Origin of the sequence: Pseudomonas sp. NPDC089996 (genome assembly GCF_044748405.1) — a bacterium.
Classification (GTDB): Bacteria; Pseudomonadota; Gammaproteobacteria; order Pseudomonadales; family Pseudomonadaceae; genus Aquipseudomonas.
In genome coordinates, this window is the sequence record NZ_JBIVGA010000008.1 from 229331 (window position 1) to 254505 (window position 25175).

Sequence of the window (25175 nt, forward strand, 5' to 3'; positions counted from 1 at the left end):
CGACTGCAACGACCCCGGGCTCAACGCGCCCGCCATTCCCCCAGGCGGCTGCGCAGGCGCGCGGCACACTGGCTGTGCAACTGGCTGACACGCGATTCGCTGACTCCCAGCACCTCACCGATTTCCTTGAGGTTCAGCTCTTCGTCGTAGTACAGCGCCAACACCAGCCGCTCACGCTCCGGCAGGTTGGCGATCGCATCGGTCAGCGCAGCCTGGAAGCGCTCGTCTTCCAGATCGCGCGACGGCTCGACCTGGCCACTGGCACCGTCCTCGTGCAGCCCTTCGTGCTCGCCGTCCTGCAACAGGTCGTCGAAACTGAACAGGCGGCTACCCAGGGTATCGTTCAAGATCCCGTAGTAATCATCGAGACTCAACTGGAGTTCGGCAGCAACTTCATGATCTTTAGCGTCGCGGCCAGTTCTTGCTTCAACGGCGCGCATCGCATCGCTGACCATGCGCGTATTGCGGTGCACCGAACGCGGTGCCCAATCGCCCTTGCGGACCTCATCGAGCATGGCCCCGCGGATGCGGATACCGGCGTAGGTTTCAAAGCTGGCGCCCTTGCTGGCGTCGTACTTGTTGGCCACTTCCAGCAGCCCGATCATGCCGGCCTGGATCAGGTCCTCGACCTGAACGTTGGCGGGCAGGCGTGCCAACAGGTGATAGGCGATGCGCTTGACCAGCGGCGCATAGCGTTCCACCAGCTCGTACTGGGCGTCCTTCGACGCCTTGCTGTACATCTTGAAACCGCTCGCGTTCATAACACGGGCCCTGCGCTGGTGGGTTGCACCAGGCGCTCGACGAAGAACTCAAGGTGCCCGCGCGGGTTGGCGGGCAGCGGCCAGCTGTCGACTTTCTGCGCGATGGCCTTGAAGGCCAGGGCGCACTTGGAGCGCGGGAAGGCTTCGTACACGGCGCGCTGCTTCTGCACCGCCTTGCGCACGCACTCGTCGTACGGCACGGCGCCAACGTACTGCAAGGCGACGTCGAGGAAGCGGTCGGTGACCTTGGTCAGCTTGGCGAACAGGTTGCGCCCTTCCTGCGGGCTCTGCGCCATGTTGGCCAGCACGCGGAAACGGTTCATGCCGTAGTCGCGGTTGAGCAGCTTGATCAGCGCGTAGGCGTCGGTGATCGAGGTCGGCTCGTCGCACACCACCAGCAGCACTTCCTGGGCAGCGCGAACGAAGCTGACCACCGAGTCACCAATACCGGCAGCGGTGTCGATCACCAGCACGTCGAGGTTGTCGCCGATCTCGCTGAAGGCCTGGATCAGGCCGGCATGCTGGGCCGGAGCCAGGTGCACCATGCTCTGGGTACCGGAGGCGGCCGGGACGATGCGCACACCACCAGGCCCCTGCAACAGCACGTCGCGCAGCTCGCAGCGGCCCTCGATGACATCGGCCAGGGTGCGTTTCGGGGTGAGGCCCAGCAGGACGTCGACATTGGCCAGGCCCAGGTCGGCGTCCAGCAGCATCACCCGGCGGCCGAGTTCGGCCAGCGCCAGGGACAGGTTCACTGAAACGTTAGTCTTGCCGACGCCACCTTTGCCACCGGTGACGGCGATCACCTGTACGGGATGCATGCTACCCATGTTCGTTGTTTACCTTGTCTCGCTTGGACCCAAGCCACACGCGGAGCATTACTGCCAGCCCCGGAATGTAGGTACTTTGCATACGCTTCATCCTCAACCCGCGCGCCGCGGGTTGTGGTAGAGATCAGCGAACATGTCGGCCATTGCCTCTTCGCTGGGCTCGTCCTGCAACTGCACGTTGACCGCGCGGGTCACCAGTTGGTGCGGGCGCGGCAGGTGCAGGTCGTCAGGAATGCGCGGGCCGTCGGTGAGGTAGGCCACGGGCAGTTCATGACTGATGGCCAGGCTCAGCACATCGCCGAGGCTCGCCGTTTCATCGAGTTTGGTCAGGATGCAACCGGCCAGGCCGCAGCGTTTGTAGCTGTGGTAGGCAGCGGTCAGCACCTGCTTCTGGCTGGTGGTGGCCAGCACCAGGTAGTTCTTCGCGGCGATGCCACGCCCGGCCAGGGTTTCCAGCTGCATGCGCAGAGCCGGGTCGCTGGCCTGCAGGCCGGCAGTGTCGATCAGCACCACGCGCTTGCGCAGCAGCGGTTCCAGCGCCGCCGCCAGTGATTGGCCCGGGTCGACGTAGGTCACCGGCACGTTGAGGATGCGGCCCAAAGTCTTGAGCTGCTCCTGGGCACCGATGCGGAAGCTGTCCATGCTCACCAGGGCCAGGTTCTGCGGGCCGTACTTGAGCACATAGCGCGCCGCGAGCTTTGCCAGGGTGGTGGTCTTGCCCATGCCGGCCGGGCCGACCACGGCGATCACACCGCCCTCTTCGATCGGTTCGACCTGCGGCACTTCGATCATCCGCGCCAGGTGCGCCAGCAACATGCGCCAGGCCTGGCGCGGCTCTTCGATTTCACTGGTGAGGTCAAGCAGTTGCCGGGCAATCGGGCCGGACAGGCCAATACGCTGCAGGCGGCGCCAAAGGTTGGCCTGGGCCGGCTTGCTGCCTTGCAGCTGGTTCCAGGCCAGCGAGCCGAGCTGCACTTCGAGCAGCTCGCGCAGGCCCGACAGCTCCGAGCGCATGGCATCGAACAGGCGCGGGTCGACCGGCGCTGCAGCAGGCGCAGCCGGTGCGGCCGGCACATCGACATGCGGCTCGATCAATGGCTCGGCAGCGGTCAGCGACTGGCCGGCGAACAATTGGCGGTTGCCCTCGCTGGCCTCGGCGCGGTTGTCCAGCTCGGCCTGGGCAGTGGCGATGCGCGACTGGGTCTTGCGCAGCTCTTCTTCCAGCTCGGCATTGGGCACGCGCGGGGCCAGCGCGGACAGCTTGTAGTCCAGCGCGGCGGTCAGTTCGACGCCACCGGCGATGCGGCGGTTGCCGATGATGGCGGCATCGGAGCCCAGCTCATCACGGACCAGCTTCATGGCCTGACGCATATCGGCGGCGAAAAAACGCTTGACTTGCATAACCCACTACCTCAGCCGTTGGGGCCCACTGTGGCAACGATGGTGACTTGCTTGTTATCCGGTATTTCCTGATACGCCAGAACATGCAAATTCGGTACAGCCAGGCGGCCGAAGCGCGACAACATGGCACGGATCGGGCCAGCGACCAGGAGAATGGCCGGCTGGCCTTGCATTTCCTGGCGCTGGCAGGCGTCGATCAGCGAACGCTGCAGCTTTTCGGCCATGCTCGGCTCAAGAAGAACACCGTCTTCCTGACCTTGCCCGGCCCTTTGCAAACTATTGAGCAAGATCTGTTCCAACCTTGGCTCAAGGGTGATCACAGGCAGCTCCGGCTCAACGCCGACAATGCTTTGCACGATGGCGCGACACAATCCGACTCGCACCGCCGCCACCAGCGCGGCGGTATCTTGACTCTTGCTGGCGTTGTTGGCGATGGCCTCGGCGATACTGCGGATGTCACGCACCGGCACTTGCTCGGACAACAATGCCTGCAGGACCTTGAGCAGCCCCGACAAGGAAATGACACCAGGCACCAGCTCTTCTGCAAGTTTAGGCGATGCCTTGGACAATACCTGCAACAGCTGCTGAACCTCTTCATGGCCGATCAGCTCATGGCAGTGCTTCTGCAGTATCTGGTTGAGATGGGTGGCAACCACGGTACTGGCGTCGACCACCGTATACCCCAGCGACTGCGCCTGAGCGCGCTGGGCGACGTCGATCCACACCGCCTCCAGGCCGAATGCCGGGTCGCGCGCAGCGATACCGTTGAGGATGCCGAACACCTGGCCCGGGTTGATCGCAAGCTCGCGGTCCGGGTAGATATCGGCCTCGGCGAGGATCACCCCCATCAGCGTCAGGCGATAGGCGCTGGGCTGCAGGTCAAGGTTGTCGCGGATATGCACGGTCGGCATGAGGAAGCCCAGGTCCTGGGACAGCTTCTTGCGCACCCCCTTGATCCGCGCCAGCAACTGGCCACCCTGGTTGCGATCGACCAGCGGAATGAGCCGGTAGCCGACCTCCAGGCCGATCATGTCGATCGGCGTGACGTCGTCCCAGCCCAGCTCCTTGGTCTCCATCGCGCGCTGCGGCGACGGCAGCAGGTCCTGCTGGCGCTGCACCTCCTTCTGCGCATCGACCTTGGCCTTCTGCTGCTTCTTCCACACCAGGTACGCGCCGCCCCCGGCCAGCAGGCCGAGGCTGATGAAGGCAAAGTGCGGCATGCCCGGCACCAGGCCCATGACGATCATCAGCGCCGCAGACACACCCAGCGCCTTGGGCGAGTCGAACATCTGTCGGTTGATCAGCTTGCCCATGTCCTCGGAGCCCGAGGCACGGGTGACCATGATCGCGGCGGCGGTGGACAGCAGCAGTGATGGCAATTGCGCCACCAAACCGTCACCGATGGTCAGCAGTGCGTAGACCTTGCCCGCATCGGCAAACGACATATTGTGTTGCAGCATGCCGATCAGCATGCCGCCGATGAGGTTGATGAAGAGGATCAGCAGGCCGGCGATGGCGTCACCGCGGACGAACTTGCTGGCACCGTCCATCGAACCATAGAACTCGGCCTCCTGGGCCACCTCGGCGCGGCGTGCCTTGGCCTGGGCCTGGTCGATCAGGCCAGCGTTGAGGTCGGCGTCGATGGCCATTTGCTTGCCGGGCATGGCGTCGAGGGTGAAGCGCGCGCTCACTTCGGAAATGCGCCCGGCACCTTTGGTCACCACCACGAAGTTGATGATCATGAGGATGGCGAACACCACCGCACCGACGACGTAGTTGCCGCCGATCACCACCTCGCCGAAGGCCTGGATCACTTTACCGGCAGCGCCATGGCCCTCCTGGCCGTGGAGCATGACCACCCGCGTGGAGGCCACGTTCAGCGCCAGGCGCAGCAAGGTCGCCACCAGCAGGATGGTCGGGAACGCAGCGAAGTCCAGCGGGCGCAGGGCGTAAACGCAGACCAGCAGCACCACGATCGACAGGGCGATGTTGAAGGTGAAGAACACGTCGAGCAGGAACGGCGGTATCGGCAACATCATCATTGCCAACATCACCAGCAGCAGCAACGGCACGCCCAGGTTGCCCCGGCCGAGCCCGGCCAGGTTGTTGCGGGCGTTGCTGATTAACTGAGTGCGATCCACCGCGAGTCCTCTTGATGCAAAACTTTGACGCCCAAGGGGCGCTTGGGCGTGGCTTTGCAAGAAGCCTTCCAACTTTGCCTGGAGGAGGGATCTAACTTTCTGCGCGGACCTTGTGGGAGCGGCCTTGTGTCGCGAAAGGGGTGCGCAGCGCCCCCAGGATTTCGGCGCTGTCGCATAAATTGCCGGGACTGCTTCGCAGTCCTTTCGCGACGCAAGGCCGCTCCCACACAGACCGTGTCAGGCTGGAATCATTCGTCACGGCGCAGGTCCGGTGGAATCGGCAGGTCTTCTTTAAGCGGCTCCGGCCGCTTGCCCTTGCCAGCGCGATACTGGCGAATCTGGAACACATAGGCCAACACCTGCGCCACCGCCAGGTACAGCCCTGCCGGGATCTCCCCTTCCACTTCGGTGGAGTAGTAGATCGCCCGCGCCAAGGCCGGCGATTCGAGGATCTGGATTTTGTGCTCCACGCCGATCTCGCGAATCTTCAAGGCGATGAAGTCGGTGCCCTTGGCCACCAGCAACGGCGCCACTCCGCCCTTCTCCGGGTCGTACTGCAAGGCCACGGCATAGTGCGTCGGGTTGGTGATGATCACGTCCGCCTCAGGCACGGCGGCCATCATGCGCCGCTGCGACACCTCACGCTGCAGCTGGCGGATGCGCTGCTTGACCTCAGGCTTGCCTTCGCTGTCCTTGTACTCGTCCTTGATCTCCTGCTTGGTCATCTTCAACTTCTTGTGGGTCTGCCATAGCTGGAACGGCACGTCGGCCGCGGCGATCAGCAGCAGCCCGGCAGCCATCCACAGGGCACTCCAACCCACCACCTGCACGCTGTGGATGATGGCCTGCTCCAACGGTTCGTTGGCAATCGCCAGCAGCGCCTGGCGGTCATTGGCCAGTACTACCAGCGCCACGATCAGGATCACCACGAACTTGGCCATCGCCTTGAGCAGCTCGGTGAGCGAGTTCAGGGAAAACATCCGCTTGATGCCCGACAAGGGGTTCATACGACTGAATTTAGGCTGCAGCAGGCTGCCCGAAAAAATGAACCCGCCGAGGGCGATGGGCGACACGAAGGCGATGACGAACAGCAGCATCAGAACCGGCTGCACCGCCCAGATCGCCATCTTGCCCGATGCCAGCAGGAACATGCCCATCGAGCGCTCGTCGGTCAGCACCTCGCGGGTCAGGGAGAAGTTCATCTGCATCAGCGCCATCAAGGTTTCCGCCAGGTTGCCGCCGAACGCCAGCAGCGCACCGGCACCGGCCAGGGTCGAGGCGACGGTGTTGAGCTCCTTGGAACGGGCGATTTCACCTTTTTCGCGCGCGTCGCGCTTGCGTTTGTCGGTGGGGTCTTCCGTCTTGTCCTGACCGCTTTCGCTCTCTGCCATGCTCAGCGCGCCCTTGCCAGTTCACGCAGCCATTGCAGCGCTTCACTGGCCAGCGTCTGGTAGTGGGACAGCACATCGGCCAGCCCGATCCAGAAGATGCCCATGCCCAGCACCAGGGTCAGCGGGAAACCGATGGAAAAGATGTTCAGCTGTGGCGCCGCCCGGGTCATCACGCCGAAGGCGATGTTCACCACCAGCAGCGCGGTGATGGCCGGCAGGATCAGCAGCAGGCCGGCACCGAACACCCAGCCCAGGCGGCCGGCCATTTCCCAGAACTGACCGACCACCAGGGCATTGCCCACCGGCAAGGTGGTAAAGCTCTCGGTCATGACTTCGAACACCACCAGGTGGCCGTTCATCAGCAGGAACAACACACTCACCAGCATGGTCATGAACTGGCTGACCACCGCCACGTTGACCCCGTTGGCCGGGTCGACCATCGAGGCGAACGCCATGCCCATCTGCACGGCGATGATCTGCCCGGCGATGACGAAGGCCTGGAACAGCAGCTGCAAGGAGAAACCGAACAGCGCGCCGACGATGACCTGCTCGCCGCACAGCAGCATGCCGCGCAGGCTCAGCGGGTCGAACTCCGGCAGTGGCGGCAGCGCCGGCACGATCACCACGGTGATGGCCAGCGCCACGTACAGGCGGATGCGCGCCGGCAGCATGCGCGTGCCGAAGATGGGCATGGTCATCAGCACCGCAGTCACCCGGAACAGCGGCAGGATGAAGGTGGCGACCCAGGTGCCGATCTGCGCGTCGGTCAGCTCCAGCATGGCAGGCTCAACCGATCAGCTGCGGGATGCTGGTGTACAGGCCGGTGATGTACTCCATGAACTTCTGCGTCAGCCAAGGCCCGGCGACGATCAGCGTGACCAGCATCACCAGCAGGCGCGGCAGGAAGCTCAAGGTCTGTTCGTTGATCTGCGTGGCGGCCTGGAACATCGCCACCACCAGGCCGACCAACAGGCTCGGCACCACCAGCACGGCGACCATCAGCGTAGTCAGCCACAGCGCGTCACGGAACAGGTCGACAGCTACTTCAGGTGTCATGCGGGGCTCTCCCTGGCGGCGTCAGACGCCGCCGAAACTGCCGGCCAAGGTACCCATGATCAGCGCCCAGCCATCGACCAGCACAAAGAGCATGATCTTGAACGGCAACGAGATGATCAGCGGCGACAACATCATCATGCCCATGGCCATCAGCACACTGGCCACCACCATGTCGATGATCAGGAACGGAATGAAGATCATGAAGCCGATCTGGAATGCGGTTTTCAGCTCCGAGGTGACGAACGCCGGCACCAGGATGGTCAGCGGCACCTGATCGGGGCCGGCGATGTCGGTGCGCTTGGACAGGCGCATGAACAGGTCCAGGTCGCTCTGCCGGGTCTGCGCCAGCATGAAGTCCTTGAGCGGCCCCTGGGCCTTGTCGATGGCCTGCTGCGCTGTCATCTTCTCGGCCAGATACGGCTGCAGGGCATCCTGGTTCACCCGGTCGAACACCGGCGCCATGATGAACAGGGTCAGGAACAGCGCCATGCCGGTCAGCACCTGGTTCGACGGCGTCTGCTGCAGGCCCAGGGCCTGACGCAGGATCGAGAACACGATGATGATGCGGGTGAAGCTGGTCATCAGGATGACGAACGCCGGAATGAAGCTCAGCGCCGTCATGATCAGCAGGATCTGCAGGCTGACCGAGTACTCCTGCTGCCCGTCCGCGGTGTTGGACAGGGTAATGGCCGGGATCGACAGCGGGTCGGCGGCCAAAGCCAGCGGCGCGGCCAGCAGCAGCGCCAGGGTCACCACAATGCGCAGCGCACTGCTCATCACTTCTTGTCCTTATGATCCTTGCCCATCAGCTCCATCAGGCGCTGGGCGAATTCCGGGGTCGCCTGGCGGGCACTGGCGGGCACCTCGACGGGCTCGGCCATTACATGCAAAGCCTCGATGCTGCCGGGGGTGTGGCCGATGAGGATCTGTTCCTTGCCGATCTGCACCAGCAACAACCGGTCCCGCGGGCCGATGGCACGGCTGCCGACGATCTCGATCACCTGCCCGCCCCTGGGCGTGGCGCCTTGCATGCGGCGCAGTACCCAAGCCAGGAAGAAGATCAGCCCGACCACCAGCAACAGGCCGAACACCATCTGCGCCAATTGCCCGCCGAGGCTGCCTGGCGCAGCGGCCGGCGCTGCAGCCGGGCTGGCCGCAGGCGTGGCGGCGGCGATGGCCACTTCGCTGGCCAGCAGCGTGGCCAGGGCCATCACGGCCCGCATCGTACCCTTCACTCAGCGCAGCTTCTTGATGCGTTCGCTGGGGCTGATCACGTCGGTCAGGCGGATGCCGAACTTCTCGTTGACCACAACCACTTCGCCATGGGCGATCAGGGTGCCGTTGACCAGCACGTCGAGCGGCTCACCGGCCAGGCGGTCGAGTTCGATCACCGAGCCCTGGTTGAGCTGCAGCAGGTTGCGGATGTTGATTTCGGTGCTGCCCACTTCCATGGAAATGTTCACCGGGATGTCCAGGATCACATCCAGGTTCGGCCCTTCGAGGCTGACGTTGTCGTTCGGCCGCGGGGAGCTGGCGAACTCCTCCATCGGCAGGCGACCGGCGCCGGGTTTGCCGCTGTCACCGGCGAGCAGCGCATCGATGTCGGACTGGCCGGCATCCCCGGTTTCTTCCAGGGCTGCAGCCCACTCGTCGGCCAGGGCCTGGTCTTCTGCGGAAGTGATCTCGTTTTCGTTAGCCATGATGTCCTCGACAGGCATTCAATTCGTTAAGAGCGACCGGCACGCAGTCAGCGGCGTCCGATCGGGTCGATGATCTGCAGGGCCAGGTTGCCCTTGTGCGAGCCCAGGCGCGCCTTGAACGACGGCACGCCATTGGCGCGCAATACCAGGTGCTCGGGCAGCTCTACCGGGATCACATCGCCGGCCTGCATGTGCAGGATGTCGCGCAGCTTCAGCTGGCGACGGGCAACCGTGGCCGTCAGCGGCACGGAGACGTCCAGCACGTCCTCGCGCAGGGCCTTGACCCAGCGTTCGTCCTGATCGTCGAGGTCGGACTGAAAGCCCGCATCGAGCATTTCGCGCACAGGCTCGATCATCGAATACGGCATGGTCACATGCAGGTCGCCGCCACCGCCGTCCAGTTCGATATGGAAGGTCGACACCACCACCGCCTCGCTCGGGCCGACGATGTTGGCCATGGCCGGGTTGACCTCGGAATTCATGTACTCGAAGTTGACCGGCATGATCGCCTGCCAGGCTTCCTTGAGGTCGACGAAGCACTGGTCCAGCACCATGCGCACCACCCGCAGCTCGGTGGGGGTGAATTCGCGGCCCTCGATCTTGGCGTGACGGCCGTCGCCGCCAAAGAAGTTGTCCACCAGCTTGAACACCAGCTTGGCATCGAGAATGAACAGCGCGGTGCCGCGCAGCGGCTTGATCTTGACCAGGTTGAGGCTGGTCGGCACGTACAGCGAGTGCACGTACTCGCCGAACTTCATCACCTGCACACCGCCCACCGCCACGTCGGCCGAACGGCGCAGCAGGTTGAACATGCTGATGCGGGTGTAGCGGGCGAAACGTTCGTTGATCATTTCCAGGGTCGGCATGCGACCCCGCACGATCCGATCCTGGCTGGTCAGGTCGTAGCTTTTGATGCTGCCAGGCTCGGCAACGCTCTCGGTCTGTACCAGCCCATCGTCGACGCCATGCAACAGGGCATCGATCTCATCCTGGGACAGCAGGTCCTGTACGGCCATTGCGGACTCCTACTGCAATACGAAATTGGTGAACAGCAGCTGGTCGACCACCGGCTTGCCGACTTCCTTCTGCGCCACTTCCTGCACCACAGCGGTGGCTTTCTGACGCAACATCTCCTGGCCCACCGAACTGGCCGACAGCGTGTCGAAGCCCTGCCCGGAGAACATCATCACCAGGTTGTTGCGGATCACCGGCATGTGCACCGAGAGTGCGTCCAGATCAGCCTGGTTGCGGCCCTGCAGGGTGATGCTCAGCTGCATGTAGCGCTGGCGACCGTTCTGGTTGAAGTTGACCACGAAGGCGGGGGTCAGCGGCACGTAGATTGCGGGGGCCTTGACGTTGGTAGCCGCCGCTTCAGGGGCGGGGGCCGGTTCACTCTTGTGCATGATGAACCAGGTGGCACCCACCGACAGGCCGACCGCCAGCAGCAGCGCCAGCACCAGCAGCAGGATCAGCTTGAGTTTGCCTTTTGCGGCGGGGTCTTTCACTGCGTCGCTCTTCGCCATGCCAATAATCCGTCGTCCATCAGGGTTTCAAAGGAGGATGACGTGGCTTGAGCAAGTGTTATGCCAGATTTGTCAGGATGTGTACTTCCTGTCCCGGCCTCTTCGCGGGCTTGCCCGCGAAGAGGCCGGTGCAGGCGACTGAAGGTCAGGCGTAGTAATCGACAGCACTGTCGCCAATGACCACCTGCTGCTCGACTGCCCGGGAAACTTCGCCCGACTCACCCTGCTCGCCCCCACCCTGCCCCCGGCGCGCGGCCACCCCGGACATCTGCGCCCCCTCCTGTTGCGCCTGCTGCTGTTGCTGACGCGACTGGTCGGCGACATTGACGTCCGGCTGCGCCAGACCCTGCTGGGCAAACAGCTCGCGCAAGCGATGCACCTGGCTGTCCAGCGCATCGCGCACGCCGGCATGGCCGCTGACGAAGGTGATCTGGGTGGACTGGTCAGTCGCCACATTGACGCGAATATCGAGGCGACCGAGCTCAGCCGGCTCCAGCTGGATATCCGCCGACTTGAGGTTCTGGCTGGACAGGTACATGACCCGGTTGACCAGGCCTTCGGCCCACGCCCCCTGGTTCATCTGCAAGGGCTGATGCAATGGGCTGGGCAGCGCATTGGCGGTCTTGGCGGTCACCGCCTGGGTCAGGCTGGCCAGGCGGTTGGCAAAATCGTCGACACGGGTATCGCTGCTGGCGCTCTTGGTGTCCTTGAGCCCGTCTTCGAGCAAGGCACCGAAGGCCTTGTCACCCGTGCCAGACTTCGCTGCCTCGCCTTCGACCTTGTCGATCAGGCTCGCCAACGGATTGACGGGCGCCTGCCCGTCATCGGGCTGAGCCTTGGATGCGTCGCCGGCATGCGCCGATGTCGTGCCCTTGGCCTGCGCGCTGTGCTCCAGGGCCAGGCGCAGGGTCGGCAGGTTGGCCAAGGGGTCGGCGTCCGGGTCGAAGGCTTCGGCCTCAGGGTCTGCCGGCAAGGGTTCGGTTACCTCGGCCGCAGAGGGCTGCTGGATGGCGGCCTGCAAAACGGGCGCCACCGCTTCGGCCTGGGCCTGCAACAACTGTGCGCCGGGCTGCGCATCGGTTACCTGGCCCGCGACCAGGTTGGCATCGAGCGAGCCCGAGTCGCTGCCAGCTGCCGCATCGGCGGCGGACGGCGGCGCATCGTCAGCTGGCAATTTGTTGCCGTCATCGGCAACCGCCGGTTTATCGGCGGCCTGCTTCTTGCCGCCCTGGGCAACGTCGGGTTTGTCCTTCGGTTCGTGCTGGGCGACCTTGTCATGGCGCGCGCTAGCCTTGTCACGCCCTTGCCTGGCCATGACCTGATCGAAGCCGCCGCCCTGCTCGCCCGCCGCCTGCAGCGGCTTGTCCACCCGCGAGGCGCCCGCGTTCGCCGGTTTGCTCAGGGTGTTGGCTTGCAACAAAGGGTTGGGTGCGACAGGCATTGAACGGTCTCCGCTCCAGAAACTGGAATATCATCTGGCCACAGAGAGGCAAAAGTCGCGCCAACTTGTCATCAGCTCGCTGAAACGCGCTCACGCTCACCCCGATAGAAGCACTGCACTTCCAGGTATTCCTGATCGATGCGGTGGATCAGGTCTTCGATTCCATAAAGCGGTCGCACCTTCACCCGCTCTTCGAGCTGTTGGCACAACCGTGCGAGCGCAACAGCACCCATGTTGCTGGTGCTGCCCTTGAAGCTGTGCGCGGCCATGCCTAGCTCATCGGCGCTCTTGGCCTCGTGCAACTGGCTCAAACGCCGCTCGGAGTCTTCAAGAAAGGTATCCAGCAGCTGCAGGTAGCCATCTTCCATGACCTCCTGCAAGTCGCTGAGCAACTTGTGGTCAATATGCATCTCTGTCACTTGTTCACTCCTTGATCAAGCCGGATTATGCCTGAGCCGCGCAGCGGCCCTCCAGACGCGTCACCAATCGAACTGTACGCGGGCACAACGGCCGCCCTCGCACCACTGCGCACGGCTGCCAAGCCGTTGCACCAGGTTCAATCCGCGCCCGCTCAGATCGTGCTCCTGGGAGGGTCGCGACAGCACGCTGCCCACATCGAACCCCGCGCCACTGTCGCGGACCTCAATGGTAAGACGCCCACCCGCCGCCAACGGTTCCACCGTAAGGTCGATGCGCACGAAACCTTCGGCCAACGAAAGCAGGCGCCGGGCCCGCTCCTGATAGTAGTCGGCAAAACCCCGCACATCACGCTTGAGCTGTGAATCCAGGCCCAGCACACCATGCTCCAGGGCATTGGAATACAGCTCACTGAGCACACTGTGCAACGCGCCGGTATGCGGGCGCAGCCCGTGGATTTCCTGCAACAACTGCACCAGGTAAGGGACCGGGTTGAAGCGCTTGAGGCTTTCGCCACGCATTTCGAACCCCAGCGACCAGTCCAGCGGGCTGGAGCGCCCGCTGTCGGAATACAAGGTCGGCGCTGGTACCCGGTCTTCGCCGCTGAACATGCGAATGTCACACAGGCTGATGTCATCCCGGGGGCGACCGCCGAAACGCTTCAAGGCCAGCATCACCTCATCGAACAGCTGCGCCGGGTCGCAATTGGCCGCCAGCACCTCGCGCAAGCGCTCGACACCGAACAGGCGCTCGTGCTCGTCTGCGGTATCCACCACGCCATCGGACAGCAGCAACAGCCGCTCACCCGCCGCCAGCGGCAGCACTTCGGTGCTGTCGTCGAAGCGCTCCGGTGCCAGGATACCCAAAGGCAAGTGCCGTGAGCTCAGGCGGCCAAGCATCGCGCCATCGGCCGAAAGCCGGTAGCCATCCGGCATACCGCCATTCCACACTTCCACCACACCGCGCTGCACGCTCATCTTGAGCAGCAGCGCGCAACAGAACATGTCCACCGGCAGGATGCGCTTGAGCTTGGCATTCATCTCGCGCAGCATCTGTGCCAGGCCGTAGCCCTTGGCGGTCATGCCGTAGAACACTTCTGCCAGCGGCATCGCACCGACTGCAGCCGGCAAGCCATGGCCGGTGAAGTCGCCGAGCAGCACGTGCATGTCACCCGCCGGGGTGAACGCAGCCAATAGCAGGTCGCCATTGAACAGGGCGTAGGGCGATTGCATATAACGAATGTTCGGCGCCGTGATGCATCCGGAGTGGGCGACCTTGTCGAACACCGCCTTGGCCACCCGTTGCTCGTTGAGCAGATGGTGGTGGTGGCGAGTGATCTGGTCACGCTGCTCCAGTACGGTCGCCTGCAAGCGGCGCAAGCGGTCCATGGCGCGAATCTTGGCCCCGAGGATCACCGCACTGTAGGGTTTGGCCATGAAGTCGTCGCCCCCGGCCTCCAGGCAGCGCACCAGGGCATCCTCCTCGTTCAGCGAGGTCAGGAAGATGATCGGAACCAGCGCCTCGCCGGCCAGCGCCTTGATCTGCCGTGCCGCCTCGAAACCATCCATTACCGGCATCAAGGCGTCGAGCAACACCAGTTGCGGGCGCTTTTCGGCAAACAAGGCAACGGCTTGCTCGCCATTTTCCGCGGTGAAAACCTGGTGGCCCTGGCGACGGACGATCTGCGCCAGCAGCATGCGGTCGACCGCCCCGTCTTCGGCCACCAGCACGGTCAACGCCTGTTCGGCCGGCATCTGGGCACTCAACTGATATCGAACAGTTTTTCGAAATTGGAAATGGCCAGGATCTTGCGCACGTCGGAGCTGGCATGCACCACACGTACGTCCGAGTCGTCGCCGCCGGCATGGTCGCGCAGCAACAGCAGCATGCCCAGTGCGGAGCTGTCCAGATAGGTGGCGTCCTTCAGGTCGACCACTACCGAGTCGGGCTTTTCAGGCTGGCGTTCGTAGGCATCACGAAATTCCTGATGCTTGCCGAAATCGAAGCGCCCCCTGACCTTGATCGTGAGCTTTTTCCCTTCCTGCGAAAAATCTGTCTCGACTGCCATGCTAGCGATTCCTTCGATGATGGCGAATTCAACTGTTCAAGGTTTAGCAGCCTGTGGCTGGACTGGCAAGGTAAGCCTGCACCGGCCTTTTCGCGGGTAAACCCGCTCCCACAGGGATATCACAAGGCCCGAGGGCAGCACGATATCTGTGCGGGTTTACCCGCGAAGAGGCCGGTGCAGGCTATAGATGGCCTTGGCGCGGCAAGCGCTGGGACAATTCGTCCAGCAACCGCTGCTCGCGCTTGTCTTCGGCCCGCCGCGCTTCGTCCAGGTAGCGCTGCACCAGCTTGCGCAGCCCCTCTACCCGGGCATAGGCCTGCTGCCAGGCGCCACGGGCATTTTTCAGGTTGTTGTCATGCCAGGCCAGGCTCTGCCGCTGCTGGGTCATAGCCGTTTCCAGCTGAGCCAGGAAACGCTGGTAATTGAGCAGCCAGCTGCCATTGACCCCCTGCCCGCCGCGGTTGATCCATTGCGCCTGATAACCTTCGCGGAACGATTCCAGCTCCGCCAGCTTGGCCTGGGCCTGAACCACCTGTTGCTGGAAGTGCCCCACGCGCTGGGCAGCCTTGCGCTCGGCCTCTTCGGCCATGTCGACCACCGGTGCCAGGCGTGCTGCGCGGCTAGGCAAACTCATGGTCTATCAGCCCTTCGCCGGTGGCGTGAAGATCGCCGCCAGCTCGCTGCGGCTCTGGCCCATGCCGACATTTTCGTCCAGCCCCTGGCGCAGGAAGTCCACCAGCCGGGGCTGCAAGGCAATCGCCAGGTCGGTCTCCGGATCGCCACCGGCCACATAGGCACCGACGCTGATCAGGTCGCGGCTCTGCGACAGGCGTGACCACAGCTGCTTGAACTTCTGCGCCTGGCGCAGGTGGTCGGCATCCACGACCTGCGGCATGACCCGGCTGATCGAGGCTTCGATGTCGATGGCCGGGTAGTGGCCTTCCTCGGCCAGGCGCCGGGACAGCACGAAGTGGCCGTCAAGCACGCCCCGCGCCGCGTCGGCGATCGGGTCCTGCTGGTCGTCACCCTCGGACAATACGGTGTAGAAGGCAGTGATCGAGCCTCCACCGGGTTCACCATTACCGGCGCGCTCCACCAGCTTGGGCAGCTTGGCGAACACCGACGGCGGGTAGCCGCGGGTGGCCGGCGGCTCGCCGATGGCCAGGGCGATTTCGCGCTGGGCCTGGGCGAAACGGGTCAGCGAGTCCATCAGCAGCAGAACGTTCTTGCCCTTGTCGCGAAAGTACTCGGCAATGCGCGTGCAGTACATGGCCGCGCGCAGACGCATCAGCGGCGCATCGTCCGCAGGCGATGCCACCACCACCGAGCGCTTGAGGCCCTCTTCGCCGAGGATGTGCTCGATGAATTCCTTGACTTCGCGGCCCCGCTCGCCGATCAGGCCGACCACGATGATGTCCGCCTCGGTGAAACGGGTCATCATGCCCAGCAACACCGACTTACCTACGCCGGTGCCGGCGAACAGGCCCAGGCGCTGGCCACGGCCGACGGTGAGCAGGCCATTGATGCTGCGAATGCCCACGTCCAGCGGCTTGCTGATCGGGTCACGGTTGAGCGGATTGATGATCGGGCCGTCCATCGGCACCCAGTCTTCGGCGCGCATGCCACCCATGCCATCGAGGGCGCGCCCGGCGCCATCGAGCACCCGACCAAGCATGCTCATGCCCATGGGCAGGCGGCCGCTGTCGTCCAGCGGCACCACGCGTGCCCCCGGTGCGATGCCGGCGATGCTGCCCACCGGCATCAGGAACACCTTGTTGCCGGCAAAGCCCATCACCTCGGCCTCGACCTGCACCGGGTGGTAGCTGTCGTCGTTGATCACCAGGCAGCGCCCACCCACAGCGGCGCGCAGCCCTTCAGCTTCGAGGGTGAGGCCGACCATGCGCAGCAGGCGGCCTTCTACCACCGGCTGCACCGGCAGCGTGATTGCCTCGGCGTAGCCACCCAGGCGCTTACCGAAGCTGGTGCGATCAAGGCGCATCGCTGGCGTCCAGTTCGACCGACATGTCCGCCACTGCCGGATGCAGGGCCTGGTCGTGCAGCTGGTCGAACAATTGCGCAACGGCTTTTTCGATGCGGGTTTCCATGGTCGCGTCGATGCGGCTGTGCAGGGTCTCGATCCGGCAGCCACCCGGCAGCAGGGCTTCGTCTTCGAGCAGCTTCCAGTGCTCTTCATGGCGTTCGCGCAAGGCCTTGGCCAGCTCGAAATCCTGCGGATTGAGGTGGATGCGGATGTTGTCGGCACCCATCGGCAGCAACTTCAGCGCCTCACGCAACACGTGGGTGATCTGGCTGGAGTCGCTGCGCAGTTCGCGGCCGATGACCTGGCGCGCCATATGGGCAACCAGATGCACCATGCTGCGTTCGATCTGCGTGTCCTGCTCGGCAATCGGGTGCAGCAGGTGCCCAATCAGCTGTTCCAGGCTGCCCAGCTTGGCGGCAAGGGCTTCCTCGGCCTCCTGACGCACTTTCAACTGGGTACTGTGGAATCCTTCACGCTCGCCAGTGGCGAAGCCTTCGTTGTAGGCCTCCTGGCGGATCGCTTCGAGCTCTTCGAGGGTCAGCGGCTGGACTTCTTCCAGCGGCACTTCCTCGACTTCTTCGACGACCTCCGGCTCAGGCTCGGGTTCCGGCTCAGGCGCCGGGTCGAAGCTGGGCAGCGCCCAGACGTCGACACCCTCGAGGTCGCGGGCGCGGATCAGGTCGCTGGGGTGGGATTCTTTGGTGGGCATGTCTTCAGCTACTCATCTGCGAGCGACACGATCCTTGTAGGAGCGGCCTTGTGTCGCGAAAGGGCTGCAACGCAGCCCCAGCAATATAGGCGACAACACTGAAATCCTGGGGCTGCCTTGCAGCCCTTTCGCGACACAAGGCCGCTCCTACAGGGGCTTGTGTCGACTTATGGATCAGATCATTTCCTCGGCACCCTTGCCGCCAAGCACGATCTCGCCGGCCTCGGCCATGCGGCGGGCGATGGTGAGGATTTCCTTCTGCGCCGTTTCCACGTCGCTGACGCGCACCGGGCCCTTGGCCTCGAGGTCGTCGCGCAGCAGTTCCGAGGCACGCTTGGACATGTTCTTGAAAATCTTGTCCTTGACTCGCTCGTCCGCGCCCTTGAGCGATACCACCAGGACGTCGGACGACACTTCGCGCAGCAGCGCCTGGATACCGCGATCGTCCACGTCGGCCAGGTTGTTGAAGACGAACATCAGGTCTTCGATCTGCTCCGACAGGTCGTTGTCGACTTCGCGGATCGAGTCCATCAGTGCACCTTCCACGGAGCTATCGAGGAAGTTCATGATGTCGGCGGCACGCTTGATACCACCCAGAGTGGTGCGCGCGGCATTGGAGTTGCCCGAGAACTGCTTCTCGAGAATCTGGTTCAGTTCCTTCAGCGCCGCCGGCTGTACGGTGTTCAGCGAGGAGACGCGCAGGATGATGTCCAGGCGCACCTTGTGGTCGAAGTTGCTCAGCACTTCACCGGCCTGATCGGGGTCGAGGTAGGCGACCACGATGGCCTGGATCTGTGGGTGCTCGTAGCGGATCACATCGGCCACGGCACGCGGCTCCATCCACTTGAGGCTGTCCAGGCCGCTGGTGTTGCCGCCCAGCAGGATGCGGTCGATCAGGCCGTTGGCCTTGTCCTCGCCCAGAGCCTGGTTGAGCATCTTGCGGATGTAACCGTCGGAACCCACGCCCAGGCTGGTCTGGTCGCCGACGATCTCGACGAACTCGCTCATCACCTGCTCGACCTGCTCACGGTGCACATTGCCCATCTGCGCCATGGCCACACCGACCCGCTGCACTTCTTTCGGGCCCATGTGTCGCAGCACTTGCGCAGCATCGGTCTCACCGAGCGACAGCAGCAGGATCGCTGCCTTGTCGACACGGCTCAGCTTGGCGGTAATGGCTCGATTGTCACTCATCGGCGTTGATCCACTCTTTCACGACCTGGGCCACGCGGCCCGGGTCCTCGGCCACCAGGCCCTTGATTGCGTTCAGCTGTGCTTCGTAACCCTCGCTCGGGCTCGGCAACAGAATGCTTGACGGGCCACCGAGGCTGACACGGTCGTTGGCCAGTTCGCCATCCAGACCGATCATCCCGCCCAGTTCCATGTCGCTGTCCGCAGCAGCCTGCTTGCCGCCACCTGTAATGTTGTTGAGCACCGGACGCAGCACGCCGAACACCAGCACCAGGATGAACAGCACGCCCAGCACCTGCTTGACGATGTCCCAGAACCACGGCTGCTGGTAGAAGGCGATGTCGGCAATCTCCTCGCCACGGTCAGCGGCGAACGGCACGTTCATCACCGTCACGCTGTCGCCGCGGCTGGCATCGAAGCCCACCGCGTCCTGCACCAGGCGGGTGAAGCGCGCCAGGTCTTCGGCGCCCCATGGCGCACGGGTGGATTCGCCATTGGCATCGACCTTGACCTGGTCATCGACCACCACCGCCACCGAGAGGCGGGTCAGGCGCCCCTGCTGCTGGCGGGTGTGGCTGATCGAACGGTCCAGCTCGAAGTTCTTGGTGGTCTGCTCACGCTTGTCCGACGGGTACGGGGCGAGCATCGGCTGGCCGGTGGCCGGGTCCATGATCTGCTGGCCGTTGGCATCCACCAGCGGCTGGCCTGGCTGGATGGCGCCGGCCGGGGCGGCAGCACCACCAGTGGTTTGCGGCGCCGAGGCCGGGCCTGGTGGCTGGTTGCTCAGTGCGCCCGGCACGCCTTGCGGGCCCTGGCTGCTGGCACGCTGCTCGTTGACCGCCTGCTCGCTGCGCAGCGCCGGCTGGTCCGGGTTGAACTGCTCGGACGTCGACTCGACCGCACTGAAGTCCAGGTCGGCGGACACCTCGGCCTTGTAGCGATCATTGCCCAGCACCGGCTGCAGGATATTGTGCACGCGCTGGGTGAGCATGCCTTCCATGCGGCGGCTGTAGTCGTACTGTTTGCCGGCCATGGTCAGCGCAGTGTCCTGCAACTGCTCGGAAAGCAGGTTGCCACGCTGGTCGACCACGGTGACTTGCGACTTGTCCAGCTCGGGCACGCTGGTGGCGACCAGGTTGACGATGGCCATGACCTGGCCCGCCTCGAGCGAACGGCCTGGGTACAGTTCAACCAGCACCGAGGCGCTTGGCTTGCGCTCGTCGCGCACGAAGACCGAGCTTTTCGGGATCGCCAGGTGCACGCGGGCGGCCTTGACGTTATTCAGGCTGGAAACGGTACGCGCCAGCTCACCTTCCAGGCTGCGGCGATAGCGGGTGGCTTCCATGAACTGGCTGGTGCCAAGCCCTTGCTCTTTATCGAGCAACTCGAAGCCGACATTGCCATCGCTCGGCGCCACGCCGGCAGCCGCCAGCTTCAGGCGCGCACGGGAGAGATCGTCGGCCTTGACCAGCAGAGCACCGGAATTGGGCTCGACATGATAAGGGATGTCTGCAGAGGCCAGGGTGTCCATGACCTGCTTGGTGTCCATGCCCGCCAGGCTGCCGTACAGCGGCCGGTAATCCGGCTGCTGCGACCACAGCACCACGGCAAAGCCGATTGCCACGCTCGCCGCCAACCCGACCAACAGGCCGACCTGACGCAGCATGGGCATCTGCGAGATGTTTTCCAGAAACGCCATGTTGAACCGCGCCGGCTTGGCACCTGGCGCACCGCTCTTGGCGGGGGCGTTTTCGACGACTGCATCAGCCATGGGTTACGTCCGTCCTCAAACCGGCATCTGCATGATGTCCTGGTACGCCTGAACCAGCTTGTTGCGTACCTGGGTCAACGCCTGCATGGACACGCTGGCTTTTTGCGAGGCGATCATCACGTCGGTCAGGTCAACGCCGCTCTTGCCGATCTCGAAGGCATTGGCCAACTGGGTCGACGCCTGCTGGGTCTCGCTGACCTTGCCGATGGCTTGGCCGAGCATGTCGGCAAAGGTGCTTTGGCCAGGCGCCAGCTCAGGGGCGGCAGTGGCTTTTGGCAACGACATGGCATCGGCCTGCATGGCCCGCATGTCCAACATCAGACGATTGAATTCAACACCTTGGCTCATGACCTTCTCTCTCCGGCGGCCGCATTTTTTTGACACTCATGCGGCGGATAGCCCTGAACTAGCAACACGTGTGCCAGCCCGCAATGCATACATATAAATGAATGCTTCAGCCGAACAGGCTGGCTTCCACGTCGAGCCCGGCGTCACGCATCTGCGCCAGCTTGTAGCGCAGGGTACGCGGGCTGATGCCCAGCTTTTCGGCCGCTTCCTTGCGCCGCCCGCGCTCGGCGCGCAGGGTGTCGATAATCATCTGGAATTCGTGGCGACGCATATCGTCGCCCAAGCCCCCCGCGTCGACCATCACCTCGACTGGCAGTGGCGACAGCGTGGCAACCGCGCCAGCCGACAAGGGAATGGCGCCCGCCAGACAAAAATCCGCCGCCTCGATCACCCCGCCCTGCTGCAGGATCAACGCCCGCTGCAGGGCGTTGTCCAGCTCGCGCACATTGCCTGGCCAGGCGTGTGCCTGCAGGCAGGCGCGCGCCTCGGCAGACAGCCGCACCGGCGCGTGCTTCATCTTCGCCACGTGGCGCGCCAGCAAGCGCTCGGCCAGCGGCAGGATATCGCCACTGCGCTCGCGCAGCGGTTGCCAGGCCAGCGGGAATACCGAAAGGCGGTAGTACAGGTCTTCACGGAAACGGCCCGCCGCCACTTCGCCAGCCATATCGCGGTTGCTGGTGGCCAGCACACGGATGTCCAGCGCGATCGGTTTGCGCCCACCGACCCGTTCCACCTCACGCTCCTGTAGCACGCGCAGCAGCTTGGCCTGCAACCCCAGGGGCATCTCGGAGATCTCGTCGAGCAGCAAGGTGCCGCCCTCGGCCTGTTCGAACTTGCCGGCCTGGGCGGCGATGGCGCCGGTGAAGGCGCCCTTCTCGTGGCCGAACAGCGTGGCCTCGAGCATGTTGTCCGGAATTGCCGCGCAGTTGATTGCCACGAACGGTTGCGCCGCCCGCGGCGACTGCTGGTGGATATAGCGCGCCAGCACTTCCTTGCCCGTACCCGACTCGCCGGAAATGAGCACAGTCGAATCGCTGCGAGCCACGCGCGCAGCCAGTTCCAGCAGCTGCCGGCTGGCGGCCTCACAGGCCACCGGCCCCTGCGCCTCGGCCGCCGTCAGGCGCCCGGCGGCATGGCGCTCGACCAGGCTCAGCAGGGCGTTGGGCTCGAACGGCTTGACCAGGTAGTCCGCGGCCCCTTGGCGCATGGCCTCCACGGCGCGCTCAACGGCCGCATGGGCGGTCATCAGCAACACGGGCAATTGCGGGTGATGACGACGCAACTGCGCCAGCAACTGGTGCCCGTCCATGCCCGGCATGTTCACGTCGCTGACCACCAGGCTGTACACCTCACCCTCCACTGCCTGCAGCGCTTCCTCGGCACTGCCGACGGCATCGTAGGCGAAGCCACCGATCTCCAGGGTATCGCTCAGCGCCTGGCGCAATACGCGGTCATCCTCGACCAGCAGCACCTTGATTGCCATCACACGACCTCCGTTGCCTGCCCGTCGATCAACGGCAGCTCAACTTTCACACAGGTGCCACGCCCGACCTTCGAGCGCAGCTGCAACGTGCCCTGGTGCGCACGCACCACGGCCTTGACCACTGCCAGCCCCAGCCCGGTGCCGGTGGCTTTGGTGGTGAGGAACGGTTCACCCAGGCGCCCCAGCAGTTCGCCATCGATGCCACTGCCGGCATCGCTGATGTTCAGGAGCAAGGTACGCTCACGACGCAGCAGGTGCACCTTGAGCCGCGCAGGGCTGTCACTGGCCTGAATGGCATTCTCGATCAGGTTGAGCAAGGCGCCGACCAGGGTGTCGCGATTGCACAGCAACTCGCCCAGATGGCTGTCGCACTGCCAGCGCACGGCGTGCCCCTGCACATGGGGCTGAGCAGCCTGCTGCAGGGCCTGGAACAGGGCCTTGGGGGTCACCCGATCACCCAAAGGCAGTTCGCCGCGGGCAAACACGAGCATGTCGCGCACCTGGTGCTCCAGCTCGTGCAGGCGCTCCTTCAGGCTGCCGGCGAAGCGCTGGCGGGTTTCTGGCGCGAGTTCGCGCTCGCCATCGGCCAGGTGGCTGGCATACAGCATGGCCGCCGACAGCGGCGTGCGGATCTGATGCGCCAGCGAAGCGACCATGCGCCCCAGCGAAGACAGGCGCTCGTGCCGGGCCAACTGGTCCTGCAGGCGGCGCGTTTCAGTCAAGTCGTTGAGCAACACCAGCTGACCAGGCTCGGCATCCAGCGAGCGCGTGGCGATGGACAGCCGGCGACCGTCACGCAGCGAGACCTCATGGCCATCGTCCTTGCGCGGGGCGAAGCTGCGTGCGATCACTTGCCGCCACAGCTGGCCGACCACAGGCTCGCCGAGCAAGTCGCAGGCGGCTGGGTTGGCCTCGCGCACCAGGCCCTGGTCGTCGATCACGATCACTCCGCCCGGCAGCAGGTCAAGCAGGTTCTGCAGGCGATTGGCCAGGCGCTCCTTTTCGTTCAGTTCGGCCATGCGCTGCGCGCCGACCACCGCCAGTTCGCCCTTGAGTTCACTGACCCGGGCTTCGAGCATGCTGTAGGACTGGTTGAGTTGAGAGGAAACCTGATTGAACAGGGCGAACGCCTGCTCCAGCCCCTGTCGACTCTCCTGTTCGACCGGGGTACGCCCCTGCGGATCAGGGACTCGGGAAAAGTGGGCGGCCTGGGGCATCGTGCTCTCTCGCGTGGCTGACCGTCATAAAAACGGTGTGGTGCCAGCGGTGTAGCAATAGGCGTGCCGGGGATGGAATCTGATTTCGCAGACCCGGCCTCTTCGCGGGCTCGCCCGCTCCCACGGGGTCACCACAATACCCTGTGGGAGCGGGCGAGCCCGCGAAGGGGCCGGCACAGGCGGAATCAGTCTTCCGCCTGGTCCTCGCCGCCCTGGCGGCTCATGCCGTACTTGCGCATCTTCTCGACCAGGGTGGTCCTGCGAATACGCAAACGTTCAGCAGCGCGCGCAACGATACCGTTGGCATCGTCCAGCGCCTGCTGGATCAGGCCTTGCTCGAGGCTGCCGAGGTAGTCCTTCAGGTCCAGGCCCTCAGGCGGCAACATCGCGGGGTTGCTGAAGTTCGGGGCATGGCCGTTGATCGCCACGCGCTCTTCGAGATCGCTGCGCAGGCTGTCGACCAGCTGCTCGTCCTCGTCATCGATATAGCGGAATTTCTTCGGCAGCTCCGACACCCCGATCACCCCGTACGGGTGCATGATCGCCATGCGCTCGACCAGGTTGGCCAGCTCCCGGACGTTACCCGGCCAGCCGTGCCGGCAGAGCGACATGATCGCCGCCGAGTTGAAGCGGATCGAGCCGCGCTTCTCGTGCTCCATGCGCGAGATCAGCTCGTTCATCAGCAGCGGGATGTCTTCCACGCGCTCGCGCAGTGGTGCCATTTCGATCGGGAACACATTGAGGCGGTAGTACAGGTCTTCGCGGAACGTCCCGTCCTCGATCATGGTTTCGAGGTTCTTGTGGGTCGCGGCGATGATGCGCACGTCGATGCTCTGGGTCTTGTTGCTGCCCACGCGCTCGAAGGTGCGCTCCTGCAGCACACGCAGCAGCTTGACCTGCATCGGCAGCGGCATGTCGCCGATTTCGTCGAGGAACAGGGTGCCGCCGTTGGCCAGCTCGAAACGCCCGGCACGGCTGGTGATCGCACCGGTGAAGGCGCCCTTCTCATGGCCGAACAGCTCGCTCTCGAGCAATTCGGCCGGGATCGCCCCGCAATTGACCGGCACGAACGGCGCTTCGCGGCGCTTGGAATGGTAGTGCAGGTTGCGCGCCACCACTTCCTTGCCAGTGCCGGACTCGCCGAGGATCAGCACGCTGGCGTCGGTGTCGGCCACCTGCTGCATCATCTGCCGCACATGCTGGATGGCACGGCTGGTACCGACCAGGCTGCGGAACAGGTTGGGCTCGCGCTGACGACCGCGCTCGCGGGCCTGGTCGTACATCTCGCGGTAGACCTGGGCACGGTGCAGCGAATCGAGCAGCTGGCTGTAGCTCGGCGGCATCTCGAGGTTGGACAGTACCCGACGGCGCAATTCCTCCGGGAACTCCGCAGAAGAAATTTCACCGATCAGCAGAACCGGAAGGAACTCATCCCACCCGGCCACTGTCTTAAGGAGCCCAAGAACGCTGCCCGGGGCATTGACGGTACCGATGAGCACGCAGAGTACTTCACGACTCGAAGAGAGGCCCCCTACTGCCTGCTGCCAGTCCTGGCTGGAGCATGGGAGGTTTTCTTCGCCGAGAAAGTTCAGGACCACCGCCAGATCGCGGCGGCGGGCGCTGTCGTCATCGATCAGGAGAATCTTGGTTTCACGCCACATGCAATAGCAACTTCCCTAGTCATAT

At 64.2% G+C, this 25175-nt stretch carries 25 protein-coding genes; all 25 read right to left on the minus strand.

Annotated elements, in window-relative coordinates; genetic code table 11:
- Positions 1-20: 20 nt before the first annotated feature.
- On the minus strand, positions 21-761 hold the full coding sequence (fliA, locus tag ACIPW4_RS16445) for an RNA polymerase sigma factor FliA (RefSeq protein WP_400659518.1): 741 nt from the start codon (positions 759-761) through the stop codon (positions 21-23).
- Positions 758-1591, minus strand: a complete 834-nt coding sequence (gene fleN, locus ACIPW4_RS16450) for a flagellar synthesis regulator FleN (RefSeq protein ID WP_016393812.1) — start codon at positions 1589-1591, stop codon at positions 758-760. The genes fliA and fleN overlap by 4 nt, the downstream gene beginning before the upstream one ends.
- A gap of 93 nt (positions 1592-1684) precedes the next feature.
- Positions 1685-2992, minus strand: a complete 1308-nt coding sequence (flhF, locus tag ACIPW4_RS16455) for a flagellar biosynthesis protein FlhF (protein WP_400659520.1) — start codon at positions 2990-2992, stop codon at positions 1685-1687.
- A gap of 11 nt (positions 2993-3003) precedes the next feature.
- Entirely contained in the window at positions 3004-5133 is a 2130-nt protein-coding gene (gene flhA, locus ACIPW4_RS16460; RefSeq protein ID WP_400659522.1) for a flagellar biosynthesis protein FlhA, read from the minus strand.
- Between the two features lie 248 nt (positions 5134-5381).
- Positions 5382-6524, minus strand: coding sequence for a flagellar biosynthesis protein FlhB (flhB, locus tag ACIPW4_RS16465; RefSeq protein WP_400659524.1), 1143 nt, complete (start codon positions 6522-6524; stop codon positions 5382-5384).
- A 2-nt stretch (positions 6525-6526) separates the two neighbouring features.
- Entirely contained in the window at positions 6527-7303 is a 777-nt protein-coding gene (gene fliR / locus ACIPW4_RS16470; RefSeq protein ID WP_400659525.1) for a flagellar biosynthetic protein FliR, read from the minus strand.
- 7 nt (positions 7304-7310) lie between these two features.
- Complete coding sequence (gene fliQ, locus ACIPW4_RS16475; RefSeq protein WP_346613994.1) at positions 7311-7580, minus strand: flagellar biosynthesis protein FliQ; 270 nt, start codon at positions 7578-7580, stop codon at positions 7311-7313.
- A 21-nt stretch (positions 7581-7601) separates the two neighbouring features.
- Positions 7602-8357, minus strand: coding sequence for a flagellar type III secretion system pore protein FliP (gene fliP, locus ACIPW4_RS16480; RefSeq protein ID WP_400659528.1), 756 nt, complete (start codon positions 8355-8357; stop codon positions 7602-7604).
- Positions 8357-8803 (minus strand): flagellar biosynthetic protein FliO, encoded by a 447-nt coding sequence (gene fliO / locus ACIPW4_RS16485; RefSeq protein WP_400659685.1) that lies wholly within the window; start codon positions 8801-8803, stop codon positions 8357-8359. The genes fliP and fliO overlap by 1 nt, the downstream gene beginning before the upstream one ends.
- A 12-nt stretch (positions 8804-8815) precedes the next feature.
- Positions 8816-9280: a flagellar motor switch protein FliN gene (fliN, locus tag ACIPW4_RS16490; RefSeq protein ID WP_400659531.1), complete on the minus strand. Its 465-nt coding sequence runs from the start codon at positions 9278-9280 to the stop codon at positions 8816-8818.
- A gap of 47 nt (positions 9281-9327) precedes the next feature.
- Entirely contained in the window at positions 9328-10296 is a 969-nt protein-coding gene (gene fliM / locus ACIPW4_RS16495) for a flagellar motor switch protein FliM (RefSeq protein WP_400659534.1), read from the minus strand.
- Positions 10297-10305: 9 nt separating this feature from the next.
- On the minus strand, positions 10306-10803 hold the full coding sequence (gene fliL, locus ACIPW4_RS16500; protein WP_400659536.1) for a flagellar basal body-associated protein FliL: 498 nt from the start codon (positions 10801-10803) through the stop codon (positions 10306-10308).
- 145 nt (positions 10804-10948) lie between these two features.
- Positions 10949-12244 (minus strand): flagellar hook-length control protein FliK, encoded by a 1296-nt coding sequence (locus ACIPW4_RS16505; RefSeq protein ID WP_400659538.1) that lies wholly within the window; start codon positions 12242-12244, stop codon positions 10949-10951.
- A gap of 71 nt (positions 12245-12315) precedes the next feature.
- Complete coding sequence (locus ACIPW4_RS16510) at positions 12316-12663, minus strand: Hpt domain-containing protein (protein ID WP_400659541.1); 348 nt, start codon at positions 12661-12663, stop codon at positions 12316-12318.
- Positions 12664-12723: 60 nt separating this feature from the next.
- Positions 12724-14415 carry a SpoIIE family protein phosphatase gene (locus ACIPW4_RS16515; protein WP_400659544.1) on the minus strand — a complete coding sequence of 564 codons (1692 nt, stop codon included), beginning with the start codon at positions 14413-14415 and terminating at the stop codon, positions 12724-12726.
- 8 nt (positions 14416-14423) lie between these two features.
- Positions 14424-14729, minus strand: coding sequence for an STAS domain-containing protein (locus tag ACIPW4_RS16520; protein ID WP_400659546.1), 306 nt, complete (start codon positions 14727-14729; stop codon positions 14424-14426).
- A gap of 181 nt (positions 14730-14910) precedes the next feature.
- A complete protein-coding gene (gene fliJ / locus ACIPW4_RS16525) occupies positions 14911-15363 on the minus strand; it encodes a flagellar export protein FliJ (protein WP_400659548.1) in 453 nt (150 codons plus the stop codon).
- A gap of 6 nt (positions 15364-15369) precedes the next feature.
- Positions 15370-16728, minus strand: a complete 1359-nt coding sequence (fliI, locus tag ACIPW4_RS16530) for a flagellar protein export ATPase FliI (RefSeq protein ID WP_400659550.1) — start codon at positions 16726-16728, stop codon at positions 15370-15372.
- Positions 16718-17479, minus strand: a complete 762-nt coding sequence (gene fliH, locus ACIPW4_RS16535; RefSeq protein ID WP_400659552.1) for a flagellar assembly protein FliH — start codon at positions 17477-17479, stop codon at positions 16718-16720. The genes fliI and fliH overlap by 11 nt, the downstream gene beginning before the upstream one ends.
- A 174-nt stretch (positions 17480-17653) precedes the next feature.
- Positions 17654-18673 (minus strand): flagellar motor switch protein FliG, encoded by a 1020-nt coding sequence (gene fliG / locus ACIPW4_RS16540; protein WP_008097328.1) that lies wholly within the window; start codon positions 18671-18673, stop codon positions 17654-17656.
- Positions 18666-20441, minus strand: coding sequence for a flagellar basal-body MS-ring/collar protein FliF (fliF, locus tag ACIPW4_RS16545; RefSeq protein WP_400659555.1), 1776 nt, complete (start codon positions 20439-20441; stop codon positions 18666-18668). The genes fliG and fliF overlap by 8 nt, the downstream gene beginning before the upstream one ends.
- A 15-nt stretch (positions 20442-20456) precedes the next feature.
- Positions 20457-20789 (minus strand): flagellar hook-basal body complex protein FliE, encoded by a 333-nt coding sequence (gene fliE, locus ACIPW4_RS16550; protein WP_085677773.1) that lies wholly within the window; start codon positions 20787-20789, stop codon positions 20457-20459.
- 106 nt (positions 20790-20895) lie between these two features.
- A complete protein-coding gene (locus ACIPW4_RS16555) occupies positions 20896-22272 on the minus strand; it encodes a sigma-54-dependent transcriptional regulator (RefSeq protein WP_400659559.1) in 1377 nt (458 codons plus the stop codon).
- Positions 22272-23489 carry a sensor histidine kinase gene (locus ACIPW4_RS16560; protein ID WP_400659562.1) on the minus strand — a complete coding sequence of 406 codons (1218 nt, stop codon included), beginning with the start codon at positions 23487-23489 and terminating at the stop codon, positions 22272-22274. Before ACIPW4_RS16560 ends, ACIPW4_RS16555 begins: the two co-directional genes overlap by 1 nt.
- 185 nt (positions 23490-23674) lie before the next feature.
- Positions 23675-25150 (minus strand): transcriptional regulator FleQ, encoded by a 1476-nt coding sequence (fleQ, locus tag ACIPW4_RS16565; RefSeq protein WP_400659565.1) that lies wholly within the window; start codon positions 25148-25150, stop codon positions 23675-23677.
- Positions 25151-25175 lie beyond the last annotated feature (25 nt).